This is a genomic window from Deltaproteobacteria bacterium (assembly GCA_029858205.1).
In the GTDB taxonomy this organism is placed as follows: Bacteria; Desulfobacterota; GWC2-55-46; order GWC2-55-46; family DRQE01; genus JAOUFM01.
On sequence record JAOUFM010000007.1, the window covers coordinates 75,529 to 92,643 of the forward strand.

At 50.6% G+C, this 17,115-nt stretch carries 14 protein-coding genes; 9 read left to right on the forward strand and 5 right to left on the reverse strand.

All coding sequences use genetic code 11. From position 1 onward, the window contains the following. The first annotated feature begins 10 nt into the window (after positions 1–10). The 4 genes from OEV59_07025 to OEV59_07040 all read left to right on the forward strand — a co-directional run bounded on the left by OEV59_07025 (position 11) and on the right by OEV59_07040 (position 4,964). Positions 11–1,702 (forward strand): proline--tRNA ligase, encoded by a 1,692-nt coding sequence (locus OEV59_07025; GenBank protein MDH4227490.1) that lies wholly within the window; start codon positions 11–13, stop codon positions 1,700–1,702. A 34-nt stretch (positions 1,703–1,736) separates the two neighbouring features. Next, a complete protein-coding gene (locus OEV59_07030) occupies positions 1,737–2,951 on the forward strand; it encodes a hypothetical protein (protein MDH4227491.1) in 1,215 nt (404 codons plus the stop codon). A gap of 242 nt (positions 2,952–3,193) precedes the next feature. After that, the gene (locus tag OEV59_07035; GenBank protein MDH4227492.1) at positions 3,194–4,399 is read left to right on the forward strand and encodes an ATP-binding protein; all 1,206 of its coding nucleotides are present in this window, start codon (positions 3,194–3,196) and stop codon (positions 4,397–4,399) included. Positions 4,400–4,448: 49 nt separating this feature from the next. Continuing rightward, entirely contained in the window at positions 4,449–4,964 is a 516-nt protein-coding gene (locus tag OEV59_07040) for a hypothetical protein (GenBank protein ID MDH4227493.1), read from the forward strand. A gap of 44 nt (positions 4,965–5,008) precedes the next feature. Here the strand turns inward: OEV59_07040 and OEV59_07045 are convergent, their stop codons facing one another. Then, a complete protein-coding gene (locus OEV59_07045; GenBank protein ID MDH4227494.1) occupies positions 5,009–6,508 on the reverse strand; it encodes a lysozyme inhibitor LprI family protein in 1,500 nt (499 codons plus the stop codon). A gap of 18 nt (positions 6,509–6,526) precedes the next feature. Further along, positions 6,527–8,110, reverse strand: a complete 1,584-nt coding sequence (locus OEV59_07050; GenBank protein MDH4227495.1) for a hypothetical protein — start codon at positions 8,108–8,110, stop codon at positions 6,527–6,529. A 171-nt stretch (positions 8,111–8,281) separates the two neighbouring features. On the opposite strand from OEV59_07050, the gene leuS reads away from it, so the two are divergent. Genes leuS through holA form a run of 3 tightly spaced genes read left to right on the forward strand, consistent with a single transcriptional unit; the run spans position 8,282 to position 12,357 of the window. Beyond that, on the forward strand, positions 8,282–10,846 hold the full coding sequence (gene leuS, locus OEV59_07055) for a leucine--tRNA ligase (GenBank protein ID MDH4227496.1): 2,565 nt from the start codon (positions 8,282–8,284) through the stop codon (positions 10,844–10,846). Continuing rightward, complete coding sequence (gene lptE, locus OEV59_07060; GenBank protein ID MDH4227497.1) at positions 10,843–11,355, forward strand: LPS assembly lipoprotein LptE; 513 nt, start codon at positions 10,843–10,845, stop codon at positions 11,353–11,355. Before leuS ends, lptE begins: the two co-directional genes overlap by 4 nt. Beyond that, positions 11,356–12,357 (forward strand): DNA polymerase III subunit delta, encoded by a 1,002-nt coding sequence (gene holA / locus OEV59_07065; protein ID MDH4227498.1) that lies wholly within the window; start codon positions 11,356–11,358, stop codon positions 12,355–12,357. A gap of 68 nt (positions 12,358–12,425) precedes the next feature. On the opposite strand, the gene rpsT is transcribed toward holA, so the two are convergent. Continuing rightward, positions 12,426–12,695: a 30S ribosomal protein S20 gene (gene rpsT / locus OEV59_07070; protein ID MDH4227499.1), complete on the reverse strand. Its 270-nt coding sequence runs from the start codon at positions 12,693–12,695 to the stop codon at positions 12,426–12,428. Between the two features lie 106 nt (positions 12,696–12,801). Here rpsT and murJ point away from each other — a divergent pair, with 106 nt between their 5' ends. Beyond that, positions 12,802–14,385, forward strand: coding sequence for a murein biosynthesis integral membrane protein MurJ (gene murJ / locus OEV59_07075; GenBank protein MDH4227500.1), 1,584 nt, complete (start codon positions 12,802–12,804; stop codon positions 14,383–14,385). Positions 14,386–14,544: 159 nt separating this feature from the next. On the opposite strand, the gene mazG is transcribed toward murJ, so the two are convergent. After that, positions 14,545–15,348 (reverse strand): nucleoside triphosphate pyrophosphohydrolase, encoded by an 804-nt coding sequence (gene mazG / locus OEV59_07080; GenBank protein MDH4227501.1) that lies wholly within the window; start codon positions 15,346–15,348, stop codon positions 14,545–14,547. A gap of 76 nt (positions 15,349–15,424) precedes the next feature. Then, entirely contained in the window at positions 15,425–15,634 is a 210-nt protein-coding gene (locus OEV59_07085; protein ID MDH4227502.1) for a hypothetical protein, read from the reverse strand. 119 nt (positions 15,635–15,753) lie between these two features. Between OEV59_07085 and selA the strand changes: the two genes are divergently transcribed. Next, complete coding sequence (gene selA / locus OEV59_07090) at positions 15,754–17,115, forward strand: L-seryl-tRNA(Sec) selenium transferase (GenBank protein ID MDH4227503.1); 1,362 nt, start codon at positions 15,754–15,756, stop codon at positions 17,113–17,115.

Sequence of the window (17,115 nt, forward strand, 5' to 3'; positions counted from 1 at the left end):
GATGGTATAGATGAGAGTAACGAGGATGTTTTTACCGACACTTAAGGAGTCGCCCTCCGATGCCGAGGTCGTGAGCCACAAGCTCATGGTCAGGGCCGGCATGATAAGGAAGGTGGCGGCAGGCATATATAACCTGCTGCCTATGGGGCTTCGCGTCATACAGAACGTCGAGAAGATAGTAAGGGAAGAGATGAACCGCTCCGGAGCCCAGGAAGTCGAGATGCCTGTGGTGCTCCCGGCAGAGCTTTGGCAGGAGAGCGGCAGGTGGGGCTTCTACGGCAAGGAGCTTCTAAGGCTAAAGGACCGCCACGATAGGGACTTCTGCCTTGGCCCCACGCACGAGGAGATAATCACCGACATGGTAAGAAATGAAGTCCGCTCTTACCGCGACCTTCCGTTGAACCTCTATCAGATACAGACCAAGTTCCGTGACGAGATACGCCCGCGCTTTGGCCTTATGCGTGGCAGAGAGTTCATAATGAAGGACGCGTACTCGTTCCATTCTACCGACGAATGTGCCGAGCGCGAGTATAAGAATATGCACGATACGTATTGCCGCATATTCGAGCGCTGCGGCCTCGAGTTCAGGGCTGTTGAGGCTGAGACAGGGCCCATAGGCGGTTCCTTTTCGCATGAATTCACGGTGCTGGCTGATACAGGAGAGGACGCCATAGCGAGCTGTAACGCGTGCTCCTACGCTGCCAATATAGAGAGGGCAGAGGTAAGGGCGCCAAAGGATATGAAGCCCAGGCAGGAGAGCGCCAGGGCAGTTGAAAAAGTAGCAACACCAGGCAAAAAGACAGTTGAAGAAGTCGCAGTGTTTTTAAAGACTAAACCGAAAAACCTCATAAAGACCCTTATATATTCCCATGACAAGGGAAGTGTTGTTGCCCTGGTGCGCGGCGATCTTGATATCAACGAAAACAAGCTCAAAAGGCTCCTCAAAGTCGAGACCCTTACGCTTGCTGACGAGGATACGGTAAAGAAGGTAACAGGGGCGCCCTCGGGGTTTGCCGGGCCTGTTGGATTAAAGGCCGATATCTATGCCGATTATAGCGTGCTTGATATAGAGGACGGCGTTACTGGCGCTAACGAGGCGGATTGCCATTTAAGGAACGTCACCCCTGAACGCGACTTTAAGGCCAGGTATGTTGACCTTCGCATAGCGGTCGCAGGAGATCCGTGCCCGAGGTGTTCGGGTTCGTTCGATATAAGGCGCGGTATCGAGGTCGGCCACATATTCAAGCTCGGGACAAAGTACAGTGTGTCAATGGGTGCTAAGTTCCTTGATGAAAAAGGCGTTGAGAGGCCGATTATCATGGGCTGCTACGGCATAGGGATTGGCAGGACTGCGGCAGCTGCCATAGAGCAGAACCACGACGATGCGGGCATAATCTGGCCAAAGCCGCTTTCTCCGTTCGATGTGCACCTTGTGCCAGTGAACGTGAACGACGAGGAAACGAAAAAGGCCTCGGATGCCCTGTATGAAAACCTTAAAAAAGAAGGCTTCGACGTTCTCTATGACGACCGCGACGAGAGAGCAGGGGTAAAGTTCAAGGACTCGGACTTAATCGGCATACCGCTGCGTATTACGGTCAGCGCAAAGACGCTTAAGGAAGGCTCCGTCGAGATGAAGGGCAGGAGAGATGCCGCTCCGCGTCTTGTCAAGCTCGATGGTGTACTTGCCGAGGCTTCGAAATAAGCCGTTATCTGCCGGCGTTATGCCGGAATTTTACGTGACAACATCAAGAAGGCACTGCCCGGAGGTGTGCGTGAGGGTTATATCTTTGTCCATAGCCGCGGTTTTGGGCGCGCTGTTAGCGCTATGTCTTGCCGCGCCGTTTGCCGTTGCCGCCGGTTCCGCGCAGGGCAATAAGCACATCGAGTTCGTATTTGCCCTCGAGGATGCGGTAACCGCCGGTAGAGGCGAGTTTTTTGACGAACGCGTCGATGTGGAAGCAATCCTCACGGAGGCGATGAAGGGCTTTAAGCCGAGCGAGAAGTTTCGAGGCGGCTTTGGCGAAGGATTCAAGCGAGGGCTCGCGAAGTCTCCATGGAGCCAGAGGTTTTTCCCCGGTGGAGGCGGCAGCTACAGGTTTCTTAGGTTTAGGAACCCGGGCGCTGCGCCAACGGCCCTTTTCAGGCTGATAGATTCAAGCGGAGGCCTAAACTATCACGAGCTCTACCTCGTAGAGGATTCCTCCGGCAAGATAAGGATAGCGGATATATATGTGGCTGCCATAGGCGAGAGGATAAGCGAGTCCGTGCGCCGCATCGTCACACCCATGATATACGAGGATAATAAGAGTTCGTTTGAGAAGCTTGCCGGTAAGGAGAGCGAGTTTATCAAGCACCTTGGCCCCATTACGAAGATGTTCGATGAGACCAAGTTAGGCAACTTCAAGGCCGCGCTGGATATACACGATGGTCTTCCTGTGGAGTTAAGGGATGAGAAGAACTTCCTCATGCACCGTCTGAGGCTGCTTATCGCGCTCGAGGACAGCGAGGGGTACGGTTCGACTGTAGAGCGTTTCATGAAACTTTACCCCGAAGACCCTGCGCTGGATGTGCTGCTTCTCGATTACTACTGGACAAAGGGCATGTACGCCGATGCCGTTAAGTGCGCGGAGCGACTGGACGCGTCGCTTGGCGGGGATCCGTATCTTTCGCTCGTGAAGGGGAAGATATACTACGACGCGGGCGACAAGGTTAAGTCCAGGGCCGATGCGAGCAGGGCGCTTCAAAACGACATGTATCTCGAGGACGCGTACTGGTTTCTGATTACTCTGTCGCTTGAAGAAAAAGACTATAAGGAAACAAAACGCCTGCTGCTCTCTATCGAGAGGAATCTTGGTATAGAGATGAAGGATTTAAAGGACATCGAGGTCTATTCCGGCTTTGTCAAGAGCAGGGAACATAAGGAATGGTTAAAGGAGAGGGGCGCGAAGTAGGCAAGACCTCTCCAAAAGTCCGTCTGCTTTGTTGCCTTCGTCGCTCCTCACTGCGGCGTATATACGGAATACGCCTCATTCGTCGCTCCTCGGCGCCTCGCATCCGGAGCTTTTTGATAGGTCTTGGGAGTTGTTGTGTATAATAAAACGTATTTTATTATACACAAATCAGGTTGTTGCTATTGTATGATACACAACAGAACGAACGGGAGGGCATTCCCTGTTCCTGTGGAACCAGCGCTATGATTTCTAAATCCATCGATACTATTTCGAAAGCCGATATCGAATCGCTCATCGAGAATAAGGTGCGCGAATGCCGGACTATCGACTACAAACAGACTTTGCCCGGTAATTCCGATAGCGACAAAAAGGAATTCTTGGCTGATATCTCTTCTTTTGCAAATGCAGGCGGAGGAGATTTGTTATACGGTGTTTCGGAAACCGATGGACTTCCCCAGGAGATGTTGGGTTTAGAGGGGAATCTCGACGCCGAACAGAGTCGCCTGGAAAATATTGTCCGAACATGTCTTAAACCTCGAGTGCAGGGTTTAAGGATGAGGTTAATCGAAGGCGGCTCAAAAGGCCCGATACTTTTGATTCGTGTGCCGAATAGTTGGAATGCGCCTCATATGGTTGATTTCGGCGGCTCAACGCGGTTTTTTGTTAGAAATAGTGCCGGAAAGCATCAGATGGACGTTTCAGAAATTAGAGCGTCTTTTTTACTTTCCGAAGCGGTGCCGGAGAAGATAAGGCGTTTTAAAGATGGTAGATTGGGGAAAATTATTGCAAATAAGTCCGCTGTGAGATTGATAGAGGGCGCCAAGCTAGTGCTGCACATTTTGCCAGTAGATTCTTTTACAACAGGTAGATGTTTTGAAGTGTCTGTTTTGAAAGAAAAGGCGATTTCAGTAATGGCACCTATTGGAAGTAGCGGGTATAGCAATATGTACAATTTAGATGGTTTTATTACTTATAACAGTGCTGGTAGTAATTTGGAGTATCGTCAGGGGCGGTCGGCAGCGGAATCGTATGCTTTGCTTTTTCGCAATGGTTTGGTGGAATCTGTTTGTGCGGATTTAACAAGAGAGAAAGACGGCAAGTGGTTTATTCCAGGCACTGCGTATGAGGAATATATTATTAAAGGTGTTATAAGATATATTACTGTGTTGAAGGCGTTAGGAATAGCAGGCCCATTAGTGATGTTTGTCACCATTATAGGAGTGCATGGTGTTTGTTTGTCGGTTGATTATCGTTTGAGTGGTGGCAATCCTATTGACCGTGATTTGTTGGTTTTGCCTGAGATTTTTGTTGAGGATTATGAAGCTCTGTTGGATAAAAATATAACAGCAAAAGCCCTACGTCCTATTTTTGATTCCGTTTGGAACGCATGCGGCTTTGACCGTTCCTATAATTATGATGAAAACGGTAATTGGGTGGGGATGAGGTAGCATTCCTATATTCTATTGCCAACCGGAAAACTTGTGCTAAAATAACATTATGAAAAACTGGTTCAACGGTAAGATCAACATCGTATTCGGTTTCTTTTATTTTGCCTGCACGGCAGTGCTTGGGCCCCTAGTCCTTGTAAAGGGCAAGGGCGCCAATGCAGGGCTTTTAAAATCCGCTTCCGACGCCGTAGAGACCTACGCGCAGACAGGCGGCGACAGGGCCGCTACATCGGCTTTCGAGTCGATAGTGGTTTATCTGCAGGGGGTAAACAAGCTCGGGTTTGTCGGCAGCGCTGCTCACGCGCACGGCAACCTCGAAGCGCTTCTAAATATCGTTGCAGGGCTTGTTGTGATGAAGCTCGATATAGACGCTAAGTTCAAGACCGTGCTCTGCATACTGTTTCTTATCGGCGCGCTCTTTCATTCCGGTGTTCTTTACCTTGCCTCGGTCTTTGGCATGTACTGGGCCTCGAACTTCTCGATGATTGGCGGCTTCTCTATCGTAATCGGGCTGTTGCTCACGGGGGTAGCGGCAATTGCCGGAATAAAGGCAGAGCAGAAGTAGACTTTAGAATAATTTTCGCGCTCTCCTCCGTGCGGAGGAGGGCGCTATTTTTTTGCGCCGCTTGCCCTAAGCGCTTTATATAACTCTATTATGCGCCGCTTATACTCGTATCCGAGGCAGTTTTTATCGGCGCCGCAGGCGTTTTTCCTGGCCATCCATGCCTTTTGTCCGGCCTTTACGTCTTTTGATGCGGAAGTTTTTTTGTAGAGTGTGGTTAGTTCCATGTCCAGGCTCGCAAGTGTTTTATCTGTGCACACGGCCTTTTCCCCGATTGTCGAAGCCTTGCTGCAATCGTAGCCCGGCGCGTAGAAGGTTACCGCCTCCCTTTTCGCTGCTCCAAGGCCTGCGAGCAGGTATTCCGGCAGTATACATGCGGGCTTGGGCGCTGCCTTTACCGATACTTCTTTAGTGGCAGCCAAGTGCTCGAGTACGAGCGCGCACGTCGCATTCTTTAGTTCCGGCAAAGGAAGCGCGGTATCGGAATATATTTTTGTGAACTTCAGGTTCTTTGCCGTGCCTTTATCAGGAGATTCCGGCGTAAAAACACCGGTTGCCGAGAATGCCGGGGCAGGGTCTCCGGAGTACACGCCAGATGCAGACATGTATATGGTCATGCTAAGTTCGCACACGCTTCCCTTGCAGTTGTCTATGGTTATCTCTCTTGTGATGTCGTATGTTCCTTCGTTTGGGATTTCTTTTTCTGCTGCAGCCACGGAGCCTGTGCCTATCCATGCAAGCGCGCCAGTCTTGTCGTTTGGCGAAGCGCTTTCGGCTGCCGGTGCTTTGTAGGGCGCTCTGCTTTGGAGTTCATATATCCTGTCTGCGTATGAGCGCGCTATTTTCTCTTTTGCGTTGTCGTGAGAGTAGAGTAAGTCGCGTTTCTTTAGCCAGTCTTTTTGAGAGGAGGCGTTGTCCTTACCCGAGTCCTTTGCGTATTTATACGCCTCATTAAGCTCCGAGTCTAGCGATGCAAGCTCCTTGTCCGTGCATATCAGGATGTCCATGTGTTTAGTGAGGTCCTCGCACTTATAGCTTGCCTTATGTGTCGCTCTGTCCTTTGTCGCCAGAAAGTGCGCTGCCTTGAAGCTCCCCGAATGCAGGCTTGCCTTTGCAGGCTTTGAGCAAAATGCCTCGGGCAAGCAGTTTTCGCTGATTATGAGCTCGATGAGGCCTTTTTCCTCGTTTAGCCGGAGGCTTACGCACTCGGCAAGAGGGATGTCTTTGTTGTTATTATCTTTGGCAGTTGTCTGCCCGTCCCCGAGCGCGGTAAGCGATGCCTTGGCTCCGGATATGGAGAGCTTTGCGCCGTAGAACTCGCACGAATCCTGCGTCATCGGCCCCTGGTGGTACACGCCAGCGTCGATTCTGCAGACATTATCCTTACAGCCCTGTATGTCTATTGTTCCGGAGTTTTCCCTGCCGCTATCTGACAATTCCCACTTGCCTTCCCAGAGGTTTAGGTCTTTTGAGTACAGCCCCGCATGCGAGGGCAGGGCGGTAAGCAGGGTAATAAGAAAAGTCACGGCAGCGGCAAGTTTTGTCATCGATGTCTCTCCGGGGCGTTATTTTTTTGCGTTCTTTGTCCGTATGATTTTATACAAATCTATGATGCGGCGCTTGTACTCATACTCTATGCAGCTTTCTTTGTCCTTGCACGAGTTTTTCTTTTTTATCCATTCTTTCTGCGAGGCTTTTATCTGCGGCGATATGGCGGATGCGTCCTTGTAGAGCTTTGCAAGCTCAAGGTCGAGGTTCGCCAGCGTTTCCACGGCGCAAACGGTCTTTTCGGCAAGATTGCCTGCTTTGTAGCAGTCGTAGCTGGTGTTGAATAACAGGAAGTCCTCACGGGCTTTGGATTTTAATTGGGTGAAAAAGTATTCCGGTATTTTGCATCCCGAAGGCTGTGTTTGCCGTATTACGAGTTTATCGACGGTCGGAAAATTTATCAACTCGAAAGAGCATGTTGTTTCCGTTATCGACCGGAAGTGATTCCAGGGCGCGTCGGGCTCATTCGGCGCGTCGGGCTCATCAGGGGTGCCTAAGGTGTTGCTTGTGGCGATGTTTTTATTCTTGAAAATTATATTTGTTGCCACGGCTGTTTTTGTGGTTTCGGCCTTTATTGTGCCGAAACCCTCGAACAGGAGTTCGTAGCTGCTCGGCAGGCCTTCCATCTCGATCTGTATATGGAAGTCGCAGGTGTTGTTTTTGCAGTTGTCGATGCCGAAGCTGCGGTGGAACCCGACCTCGCCTGGTTTTAGGTCGATATTTCCGGCATAGGGCGTGTAGTCTTTCCACTCGGCCTTGTAGACGTTGCCGTAAGCATTGTCGGTGTAAATCCACCATAGCGTGTTGAGTCCGCCGGATTTGGCTATAACCGCTTCCTGCGGCTTTTGCGAGTGGGTCAAATAAGTGGAGACGGCAGCAAGCCTGTATATCTTGTCTATGTAGTCTTTATCGTAACCTTTGCCGCTGCTGTAGTTTTGAAGCCATGTGTCCATCTCAGCCATGTCTTTTTTTCCGGTAGTGGCTTTTCTGTAGTCGTAAGTTTCCTTTAATAATAAGTCGAGGTACGCCAGTTCCTCGTCCTGGCAAACCATTATCTTGAACCAGTCCGAGAGGTTTTCGCACTTATAGCTTGTTTTGTAGGTTTTGTTTTCCTCGCTCTTCTTTTTTAAGAACCTCGATGTGTAGTTTTGCGAAGCTATAGATGTCCTGGCCCCGCAAAAAAACTTCAGGCAGTAAGCGTCGGACAGCACTTTTAAAACCGCATTCTCTTCGTCGAGTTCGAATTGGAGGCATTCGCTGACGTGTGTTTTTATGTTGTCTGTGAAATATCCCTCGATATATTCCTCGTCTTTGTCAAAGGCTATAAGCTTGCCTTTATTTCCATTGATTTGAATGCGTCCGTCGTGTATTTCGCATGAGCTGGGCGCAGTAGTTCCGGATGCGGAGTTTAGTTCGAAGTCGCAGATATTATTTTTGCAATTGTTTATAGCTATCTCGCCGTAGTATACGTAGTCCCAACTGCTTTCGTCGAAGCTCCAGGAGTCTTCCCATTTGTTGAAGTCCTTTGCGTACAGCCCCGCGTGCGAGGGCGCGGCAGCGAATAGTGTAATAAGAAAAGTCAGAATAGATAGGTATCTCACGAAGAGGCCTCCTTGGATTAGAGACGCAGTAATTATAATCTTTTGTTTGCCTCTGGGTCAAGGATGGAGAGCAGGCCGTGCTGCCCGGTTTTCCATTTGATAATCAAGCGGTTATGTGTTAAAAAGTCTAATTGATTACATTGAAGGAGTTTTGCGCTAACGATGGCTGAAATAACCGAAAGATACGACCACAAGGCAATAGAAGAGAAATGGCAAAGGACATGGGCCGATAACAAGGCCTTTGCCACCAGGGACTCGGGCGATAAGTACTACGTCCTTGAGATGTTTCCGTACCCGTCCGGGAAGATCCACATGGGGCATGTTCGTAATTATACGATAGGCGACGTCATAGCGCGCTTTATGCACATGCGCGGTAAAAGCGTTCTTCACCCAATGGGGTGGGATTCTTTCGGCCTTCCTGCAGAGAACGCGGCCATTCAGAACAAGGTGCATCCTGCCAAATGGACGCACGAAAACATAGCCTTCATGAAGAAGCAGCTAAAGCGCATGGGCCTTAGCTACGATTGGGAGAGAGAGGTCGCCACCTGTTTGCCCGATTACTATAAGTGGAATCAGTGGATTTTTTTGAAATTCTACGAAAAAGGTCTTGCGTACAAGAAACTTTCTAACGTCAATTGGTGCCCCAAGTGCTCGACCGTGCTCGCAAACGAACAGGTCGAGGAAGGGCTTTGCTGGAGGTGCGAGTCTACTGTCGAGCAGAAAAAGCTCGAGCAGTGGTTCTTTAAGATTACCGAATACGCCGACGAATTGCTTGACCATACTGAAAAGCTTCCGGGCTGGCCGGAAAAAGTTCTTGTGATGCAGCGTAACTGGATAGGCAGAAGTATCGGCGCTGAGGTTGACTTTCCGGTAGTTGGAAGCAGCGAGAAAATCAGGATCTTCACAACAAGGCCGGATACGCTTTTTGGCACTACCTTCATGAGCCTTGCCCCGGAACATCCGCTTGTTAGTCGGATAACAACTGCTGATAAGAAGGCAGAGGTTAATGCCTTTGTCGAGAGAATCAGGAACGAAACAATGCGGGACAGGGAAGGTGTAGCTGAGAAAGAGGGCGTGTTTACGGGCGCGTTTTGTAAGAACCCTCTTACAGGAGCTGAGATTCCTGTCTACGCCGCGAACTTCGTTTTGATGGAATACGGCACAGGGGCTGTTATGGCAGTGCCTGCGCACGACCAGCGTGATTTCGAGTTTGCGAAGAAATACAATATCGACATAAAGGTTGTGATTAATCCTCCGGGCAAGACGCTTGAGGTAGCAAAGATGACCGAGGCGTATGTAGAGCCAGGCGTGATGGTTAATTCAAAGGGCTTTGACGGGCTTGATAGCAATACTGCAAAGGAAAAAATAGTCGAGCACCTTGAGAAAAATAAGCTTGGGGTAAAGACAATAACCAGAAGGCTTCGCGACTGGGGCATATCGCGTCAGCGTTACTGGGGCTGCCCCATACCGTTTATTTACTGCGACAAATGCGGCACAGTGCCCGTTCCGTACGAAAACTTGCCTGTAGTGTTGCCCGAAGACGTGAAACTTACGGGAAGCGGAAGGTCTCCGCTTGAGGCGCACGAGAGTTTTGTCAAAGCAAAATGCCCCAAATGCAAGGGTGACGCGAGAAGAGAGACCGACACCATGGACACGTTCGTCGATTCGTCGTGGTATTTTCTCCGCTACCTTTCGCCAAAGGATACAACGCTACCCTTTACAAAGGACTCGGCCAAGAGATGGATGCCCGTTGACCGCTATATCGGCGGCATAGAGCACGCAGTGCTGCATCTACTCTATTCGAGGTTTTTTACAAAGGCGCTTCGAGACCTTGGGCTTCATACGGCAGATGAGCCTTTCGAGAACCTTCTAACCCAGGGCATGGTCTGCATGCGGACCTCCAAGTGCCCTGAGCACGGGTACGTGAGCCCTGACGAGGTTAAAGACGATAAATGCGCTCACTGCGGCAAGGCCGTTACTTACGGCGCTGTCGAGAAGATGAGCAAGAGTAAAAAGAATACGGTAGACCCAGACGGCATAATCGAGCGCTACGGCGCTGATACGACACGCCTTTTTACGCTCTTTGCCGCTCCTCCTGAGAAGGACCTTGATTGGAATATCGACGGCGTTGACGGAGCCTCGCGCTTCATAGGCAGGGTATGGAGGCTTGTTAATGATAATGCGGCAACTGTAAAGGGAGTCAGGCCTTACGCCGGTTCAGGGCAGCTTTCCGGATATCTTAAGACCGTGCACCACGCAACACACAAGACAATAAAGAAGGTCACAGAGGACATAGAGAAGAGATACCATTTCAACACGGCGGTCAGTTCCATTATGGAGCTTGTCAATCTGCTTTATCAGTGGGAGGCTGGTAAGGAAAGTGTGGAGGAAAAGGCAGTGCTTAGGGCTGCGCTCGATGCCGTTATTCTTCTTCTCTCTCCGTTCGCGCCGCATGTTACCGAAGAGCTTTGGGCAGTGCTTGGCGCCAATAAGCGCGTGTACGAGACAGCCTGGCCGTCGTATAATGAGGCTGCTCTCGAAGTAGACGAGGTAGAGGTGGTTGTGCAGGTAAACGGCAAGGTTCGCGGCAAGCTCTCTCTTCCTACAGGTGCTAGCGAGGAGGCTGCGAAAGAGGCTGCCTTTGCCGATGACAAAATAGGCGCACATATAAAAGACAAGACGCTACGGAAGGTCGTGTACGTGCCAAATAAACTCCTTAACATGGTGGTAGCGTGATTTTCAGAAAAAACATCGTCATACTGGCGGCGCTCTTTTTTATCGCCGGCTGCGGCTACGGCCCTGCCTCCGTCAAGCCCGAGCCCCTTGGAGCGGGGATACGCTCGGTAGCTGTGCCTGTGTTTGGGAATATGACCTTCAGGGCTGGTATCGAGGGCATATTGTCAACACGTGTTGCAGACGAGCTTGTGAACATGATAAAGGTTACGGATACCGAGAATGCCGATGCAAGGCTCGATGGCGTGATAACTCATTATAGACTAACTCCAGTTGCATTTACCGAGAATAGCGTTGTAAGCGAGTACAGGCTTACTGTATCGGCCTCGGTAAGGCTCGTTAAAAAGGGAGAGACCGCCTCTCTTTGGGATGAGGCCTTCGAGGACTTCGAGGACTTTAAGGTGGATACCTCTAACGTCACGGCCACCAGGGAAAACGAAACAGAGGCATTCAGGGAAATCGCGCACAAGATGGCGCGGCTTATAAGGGAAAGGTTCTCGGTAAGGTTTTAAATGGATACTAAGAACATAAAGCCCGTATACTATCTCTTCGGAGACGAGGAATATCTTAAGACCGAGACGGTTGAGTCCGTAAAGAAAGCCGTGCTCGCGGGGCCCATGGCCTCGCTTAATTTCAACAAATACGCGGTGAAGGGCCTCGATATGTCCGAGGTAGTGGCAGTTGCCAACACCATGCCGGCCTTTTCCTCGATGCGCATGATAGTCGTTACAGGGGCCGAGGGGCTAAAGGAGAAGCAGACCGAGCCGCTCATGCGCTATCTTGAGAAGCCTTCTGCCTCCACCTGCCTCGTGCTTATTTCCGATGATGAGTATCTAAGGGTGAAGAAGTCCGCCCTGCACGCGCTTATAAAGGAAAAGGGGTATGCGAAAGAGTGCATGAAGCTAAAGCGCCCGGCCCTCGATAAGTGGGTGACGGCGTTTCTAAAGGAGAGGGGCAAGACCATAGGAAGCCCGGCGCTTGAGAGGCTTTTAAACGCAACAGGGACGCGGCTAGCCGATATAAAAGGAGAGCTTGAGAAGCTCGTGCTTTTCGTTGGCGATGCGGATGCGATAGGGGATACCGATGTCGCCGCCTCTGTCGTTGGCGTTAACGAGGCAAGCGCCTTTGACCTTGCCTCTGCGGTGATAAGAAAGGACAGAAAGGCTGCCCTTAGAATCGCGCTCACGCTTGTCGATGAGGACATGCTTGCTGTTGTCGGGGCCATGGCCTGGCAGATAAGGGCAGTGTTGAGGACCGCTGCGGCCTCTGCGCGCGGATTGGATAAGTGGGGCATAGTGAGGGAGGCAAAGGTGCCACTCGATAATATCCCGCTTTATCTGCAGTTGTCGAAACAGGCGAGCGAGGCCGAGCTTCTGGGCCTTTTGGTCAGGCTAAGGGAGGTTATTTTGGGAGTAAAGTCGAATGACAAGCTTCCCGGGCCTGTGGCGATGAGTTACATGGCCCTGGCCCTTTCTTCCGGGCGCGGCGTAGCAGTGGCAGGTGGACGCGCTTAAAGCAAAAAGAAACGCAAGCGCCCTTTTACGGGGCTTGCGTTTTCAGGTTGTCATGGCCGTGCGGTTAATTACTTTGCGCCAAGCGTGTTGACTGCGGTCACGAGCCTTGAGATGCGGCGCGAGGCGTTGTTTCTGTGAAGAACGCCTTTTGTAACGGACTTGTCGAGAAGGGTGCGCACCTCCGCGAGCTTGCTCTTTGCCCAGTCCGAGTCGCCGTTTTTGACGGCATCCACGACCTTTTTGGCAGCGGTTCTTATCTGGGATTTGTAGGCAGAGTTTCTCGAGTTCCTTTTTATGCTCTGCGCGTGCCTCTTGATTGCTGATTTATTGTTTGCCAAGCTATATACCTCCGGTATTTGTTAAGCTATTATGATATTATTTTTTTCGAATATTGTCAAGGCCTTCGGTATGTTGGCCGGTTTTGCTTAAAAGAGGGGAGTTTAGATGAGCGATAAGCGGCGCATGGTGAAGGCAGCCGGCATAGTCGGCAGTGCGACTATGCTTAGCCGCGTCCTCGGGTATGTGAGGGATGCGGTGATTGCGTGGTTTTTCGGCGCTGGCATGGCTGCGGACGCCTTTTTAGCGGCGCTTCCGGTCTCCAACCTTCTACGCCGTCTTCTTGGCGAGGGCGCGCTCACAAGCTCTTTTGTGCCGGTATTTACCGATTATATCGAAAAGAACTCGAAGGAGGAGGCCAGGGTCTTTGTTTCGAGGTTTACGACCTTCTTTTTCGTTGTCCTGGTAGTTGTTACCGCGCTTTGCATATGGTTTTCCGAGCCGCTTGTGCGCCTTATAACGCCCGGGTTTGCGGATAACCCGGAGAAGTTCGGTCTTACGGTTCGCCTTACGCAGATAATGTTCCCGTACATGGTGTTTGTCGGCCTTATGGCCGTGGCCATGGGAGTTCTCAATGCGCTAAGGCACTTCTTTGCGCCTGCGATATCGCCGGTGCTATTGAACATCTCCATGATAGGCTCTGTCCTGATAGTTGCGCCGTTTGTGGAGAGCCCGGCGCACGCGCTTGCCGCTTCGGTGCTCGTTGGCGGGCTGCTGCAGCTTCTTGTGCAGTTGCCGTACCTAAAGAAGTTCGGGATGCTGCCGGGGATAGCGTTTGCGTTTAGGGATCCCGGGGTATGGAAGGTTCTCAAGCTTCTCATATATTCTGCAATAGGATTGGGTATTTACCAGCTAAACGTAGTAATTATACTAAGATTTGCCTCAGGCCTTAGCGAGGGAAGCGTGTCGTATCTGTACTATGCAACACGCCTTATGGAGCTGCCCCTTGGCGTGTTTGGCGTATCCCTTGCAACCGCTGCCCTGCCGGCATTGTCTATGCACGCCTCGCGTAACGACGCCGCTGCGTTTTCCGGCGCGCTTTCCAATGCTGTAAAGCTGTCCAATTTTATCTGCCTTCCCGCAACGGCCGGGCTGATGGCGCTTGCGTATCCGATAACCGATATTTTGTTCGTAAGAGGCGAGTTTAGCCCGTATGACGCGAAGCAGACGGCCGTAGCGCTTCTGTTTTTTGCAGTTGGAATAGTGCCTGTTGCCATATCGAGGGTGCTTGTTTCCGTGTTTTATTCGTTAAAGGACACGAAGACGCCTGTGATACTGTCGTTTTTCGCCTTTATTTTCAACATTGCAATGTGTGTCGCCCTTGTAGGTCCCTTAAAGCACGGCGGACTTGCGTTTGCAGCATCGCTTTCCGCGTTCTTTAATACGGTTCTCTTGGCCCTTGTGCTGTATAAACGTCTTGGCGCCTTCTTTAACGTGGCGGATTGGAGGGATTTCGGTGTATCGATGCTTGCTTCCGTGGTTATGGGGGTGGCTGTGTACCGCTTTACGGCTATGTTCGACTGGCATGCGCTGTCGTTTTTCGGCAAGACCGCGCTGTTATCAGGCGCTATAGCGCTTGGAATAGGCATTTACGCGGCCATGTCGGCGTTATTTAAGGTGCGCGAGTTCGATTTTGTCTGTGGATTGCTAAAGGAAAAAGCCAAGGCGCTGCAAGGGAAAATCCGGCTGTAATTGAAAACGCATGAAAAACAGGCTAACAGCTTGATTTTTATAGATTAACTACTGCCCAAAAAATAAGCATTCTTGCAAAAACCTTGATAAAACGTTTTTAATATGGTTGTGTCATGGGTTGTTTTGAACAGCTTTTCCACAGCTTTTGGGGAGAACCTTTTAACCGTCCGAAATAGCTTTGTTTTTTTCTTTTTGCTTTGCTTCATTCCAAAGCGCTTCCATTTCGTCTAGAGAGGAGTTCGAGAGCGATTTATTTTTCTCTTCGAGCGATTTCTCTATGAAATGAAAGCGGTACATGAACCTTCCGATGGTTTTTCTAAGCGCTTCTTCCGGATTTACTTCGACAAACCTTGCAACATTGACGAGCGCGAAGAGAATATCTCCGAGTTCTTCCTCCACATTCTTCGTATCTTTGCGTTTTAGCGCGTCTTTGAACTCGTTTAATTCCTCTTCGAGCTTATCCATGACTTCTTCGGTGGATCTCCAATCGAAGCCTGTTTTCGCGGCTTTTTTACTTATTTTGTGCGCTCTAAGGAGTGAGGGAAGGGTTTCCGGCACATTCGAGAGGTATCCGCCGTGATTTTTTTTCTTTTCCTCGGCTTTTTTTATTTCATCCCATTTTAAAAGTACTTCTTTTGACGTTTCAGCGCTTGCATCTCCAAACACATGAGGGTGTCTGCGCGTCATCTTTGAAATATTTTCTTCGATAACGTCCTTTATTGTGAACTCATTTGCCTCGCTTGCAAGTTGTGACGCGAATACGACCTGAAATAACAGGTCTCCGAGTTCCTCTTTTAGCGCATCCTTTGAACCTGACTCTATTGCTGCCACCACTTCATGGGCTTCTTCGATTATAAAGGGGATGAGTGTGGATAAGTCCTGCTCCCTGTCCCAGGGGCAGCCGTCCGTGGCCCTAAGCCTTGCCATAAGTGATACGAGTTCTTTGAGTTTTAGCTCATCCATTTGTTTTTATTGGCTTTTTGCTTGGGCGGTCTTGAGCGGTTGCGATTTGTATATAAATGTTAAAGGAGTGTCTTTGTTACTCTTTTAGTAAGGCATCTTTCTTTTCAACGCTTTCATTTACCTTACCGGCCTTATCGTGAACCTTCTCCATTACGCCGGAATAGTTCGGAACGCCTGTTGTAGAGCCCGTAGGCTCGCCGGAGGGCTTTTCCTTTTTATCTCCGCATCCGGTAATAAAGATTGTTACGGCTGCCAATAGTATAAATGCGCAAAGTGTTTTCTTCATGACCCTATTATGGCATAAAGCGCCGGGGAAATCAAACTATTGCGGCGAGGCTTACTATGTGGTATGATTCCAAGCGGTACGGCGGATTATTTTATCTGCCGGTTTTTCTTTTATATCCCATGAAAAAAGACATTTTAAGGGAGCTTCCCTCTGTAGAGAAGGTGCTGTCATCGTTGTCGTCCTCTTATTCGGCGACGGTTGGCAGGGGTGTGCTTACGGCTGCTGTCCGGGAAGCACTTGAGCACCTTAGGGCAGGCGTTCTAAGCGGCCTTGTTACCGACGTTTCCGATGCTGTCATCGGCGCGCTTGTCAAGGAACGCGTCGAGAGGCTTTCTTCCGACACCTTAAGGCGCGTTATTAACGCGAGCGGCACGGTGCTGCACACGAACCTTGGCCGCGCAATCCTTGCAAAAGAGGCGGTCGAGGCGCTAACGATTGCAGCCTCGGGCCCGGTGGACGTCGAGTTCGACATCGGCAGGGCCTCTCGCGGAGAGCGTGACTCGCGTATCGAGGAGCTTTTAAAGGAGCTTACCGGAGCCGAGGCTGCCTGCGCGGTCAACAACAACGCAGCTGCAGTGCTTATAACGCTAAATACGCTTGCCATGGGCCGCGAGGTCGTTATATCCAGGGGCGAGCTGATAGAGATAGGCGGTTCGTTTCGGCTTCCGGAGGTAATTGAAAAAAGCGGGTGTATACTTAAAGAGGTCGGCACCACCAACAGGACGCACAAGAAGGACTTCGAAGAGGCAATAACCGGCTCTACCGCGCTTTTATTCAAGGCGCATAAGAGCAACTTCGATATCGTAGGTTTTTCCTCCGAGGTCGGGCTGGGTGAGCTTGTCGACATAGGCAAGAGGCGTAATATTGCCGTTGTAGAGGACCTTGGAAGCGGCTCTCTTGTCGACATATCGGCATACGGCCTTAAGAAGGAGCCTATAGTAAAGGAGAGGGTCTCTCTTGGCGCAGATATCGTAACCTTTAGCGGCGATAAGCTTCTCGGAGGCCCGCAGGCAGGGCTCATAGTGGGAAAGAAGAAGTTCGTTGACATGATAAGGAAGAATCCCTTGAAGCGCGCCTTGAGGCTTGATAAGCTTACTATCGCAGCGCTTGAGGCTACTCTTCGGCTCTATCTTTCGCCCGAGACGTTGAAGGAAAGGCTTCCGGCCTTTAAGTATCTTTCGAGAAGCATGGATGATATCGGGAAACTGGCCATCGAGGCAGCAGGCCTCATAAAGGTGAAGCTCGGGGCTTCGTACTCTATAACTGTCGAGGACTCGGAGAGCCAGGTCGGGAGCGGCTCTCTTCCAGGGCACACGATACCGACGAAGGTGGTTATAGTGACGCACCCGGAGAAGAATGCAGGCGCGGTGTCCGCGCTATTTTTGGGCGCTGCCACCCCGATAGTCGGCCGTATACATAAAGACAGGTTCATGCTTGATATGAGAACCGTTGACGCTGCAACCGACGTTTGCCCTTCGTAA

Bases quoted from the DNA above. Each gene is read 5' to 3' on its own strand.
- murJ (MDH4227500.1), top strand. From the start codon at position 12,802: ATGAGCGATAAGCGGCGCATGGTGAAGGCAGCCGGCATAGTCGGCAGT.
- OEV59_07040 (MDH4227493.1), top strand. From the start codon at position 4,449: ATGAAAAACTGGTTCAACGGTAAGATCAACATCGTATTCGGTTTCTTT.
- OEV59_07045 (MDH4227494.1), bottom strand. From the start codon at position 6,508: ATGACAAAACTTGCCGCTGCCGTGACTTTTCTTATTACCCTGCTTACC.
- OEV59_07025 (MDH4227490.1), top strand. From the start codon at position 11: ATGAGAGTAACGAGGATGTTTTTACCGACACTTAAGGAGTCGCCCTCC.
- mazG (MDH4227501.1), bottom strand. From the start codon at position 15,348: ATGGATGAGCTAAAACTCAAAGAACTCGTATCACTTATGGCAAGGCTT.
- OEV59_07085 (MDH4227502.1), bottom strand. From the start codon at position 15,634: ATGAAGAAAACACTTTGCGCATTTATACTATTGGCAGCCGTAACAATC.
- selA (MDH4227503.1), top strand. From the start codon at position 15,754: ATGAAAAAAGACATTTTAAGGGAGCTTCCCTCTGTAGAGAAGGTGCTG.
- OEV59_07035 (MDH4227492.1), top strand. From the start codon at position 3,194: ATGATTTCTAAATCCATCGATACTATTTCGAAAGCCGATATCGAATCG.
- holA (MDH4227498.1), top strand. From the start codon at position 11,356: ATGGATACTAAGAACATAAAGCCCGTATACTATCTCTTCGGAGACGAG.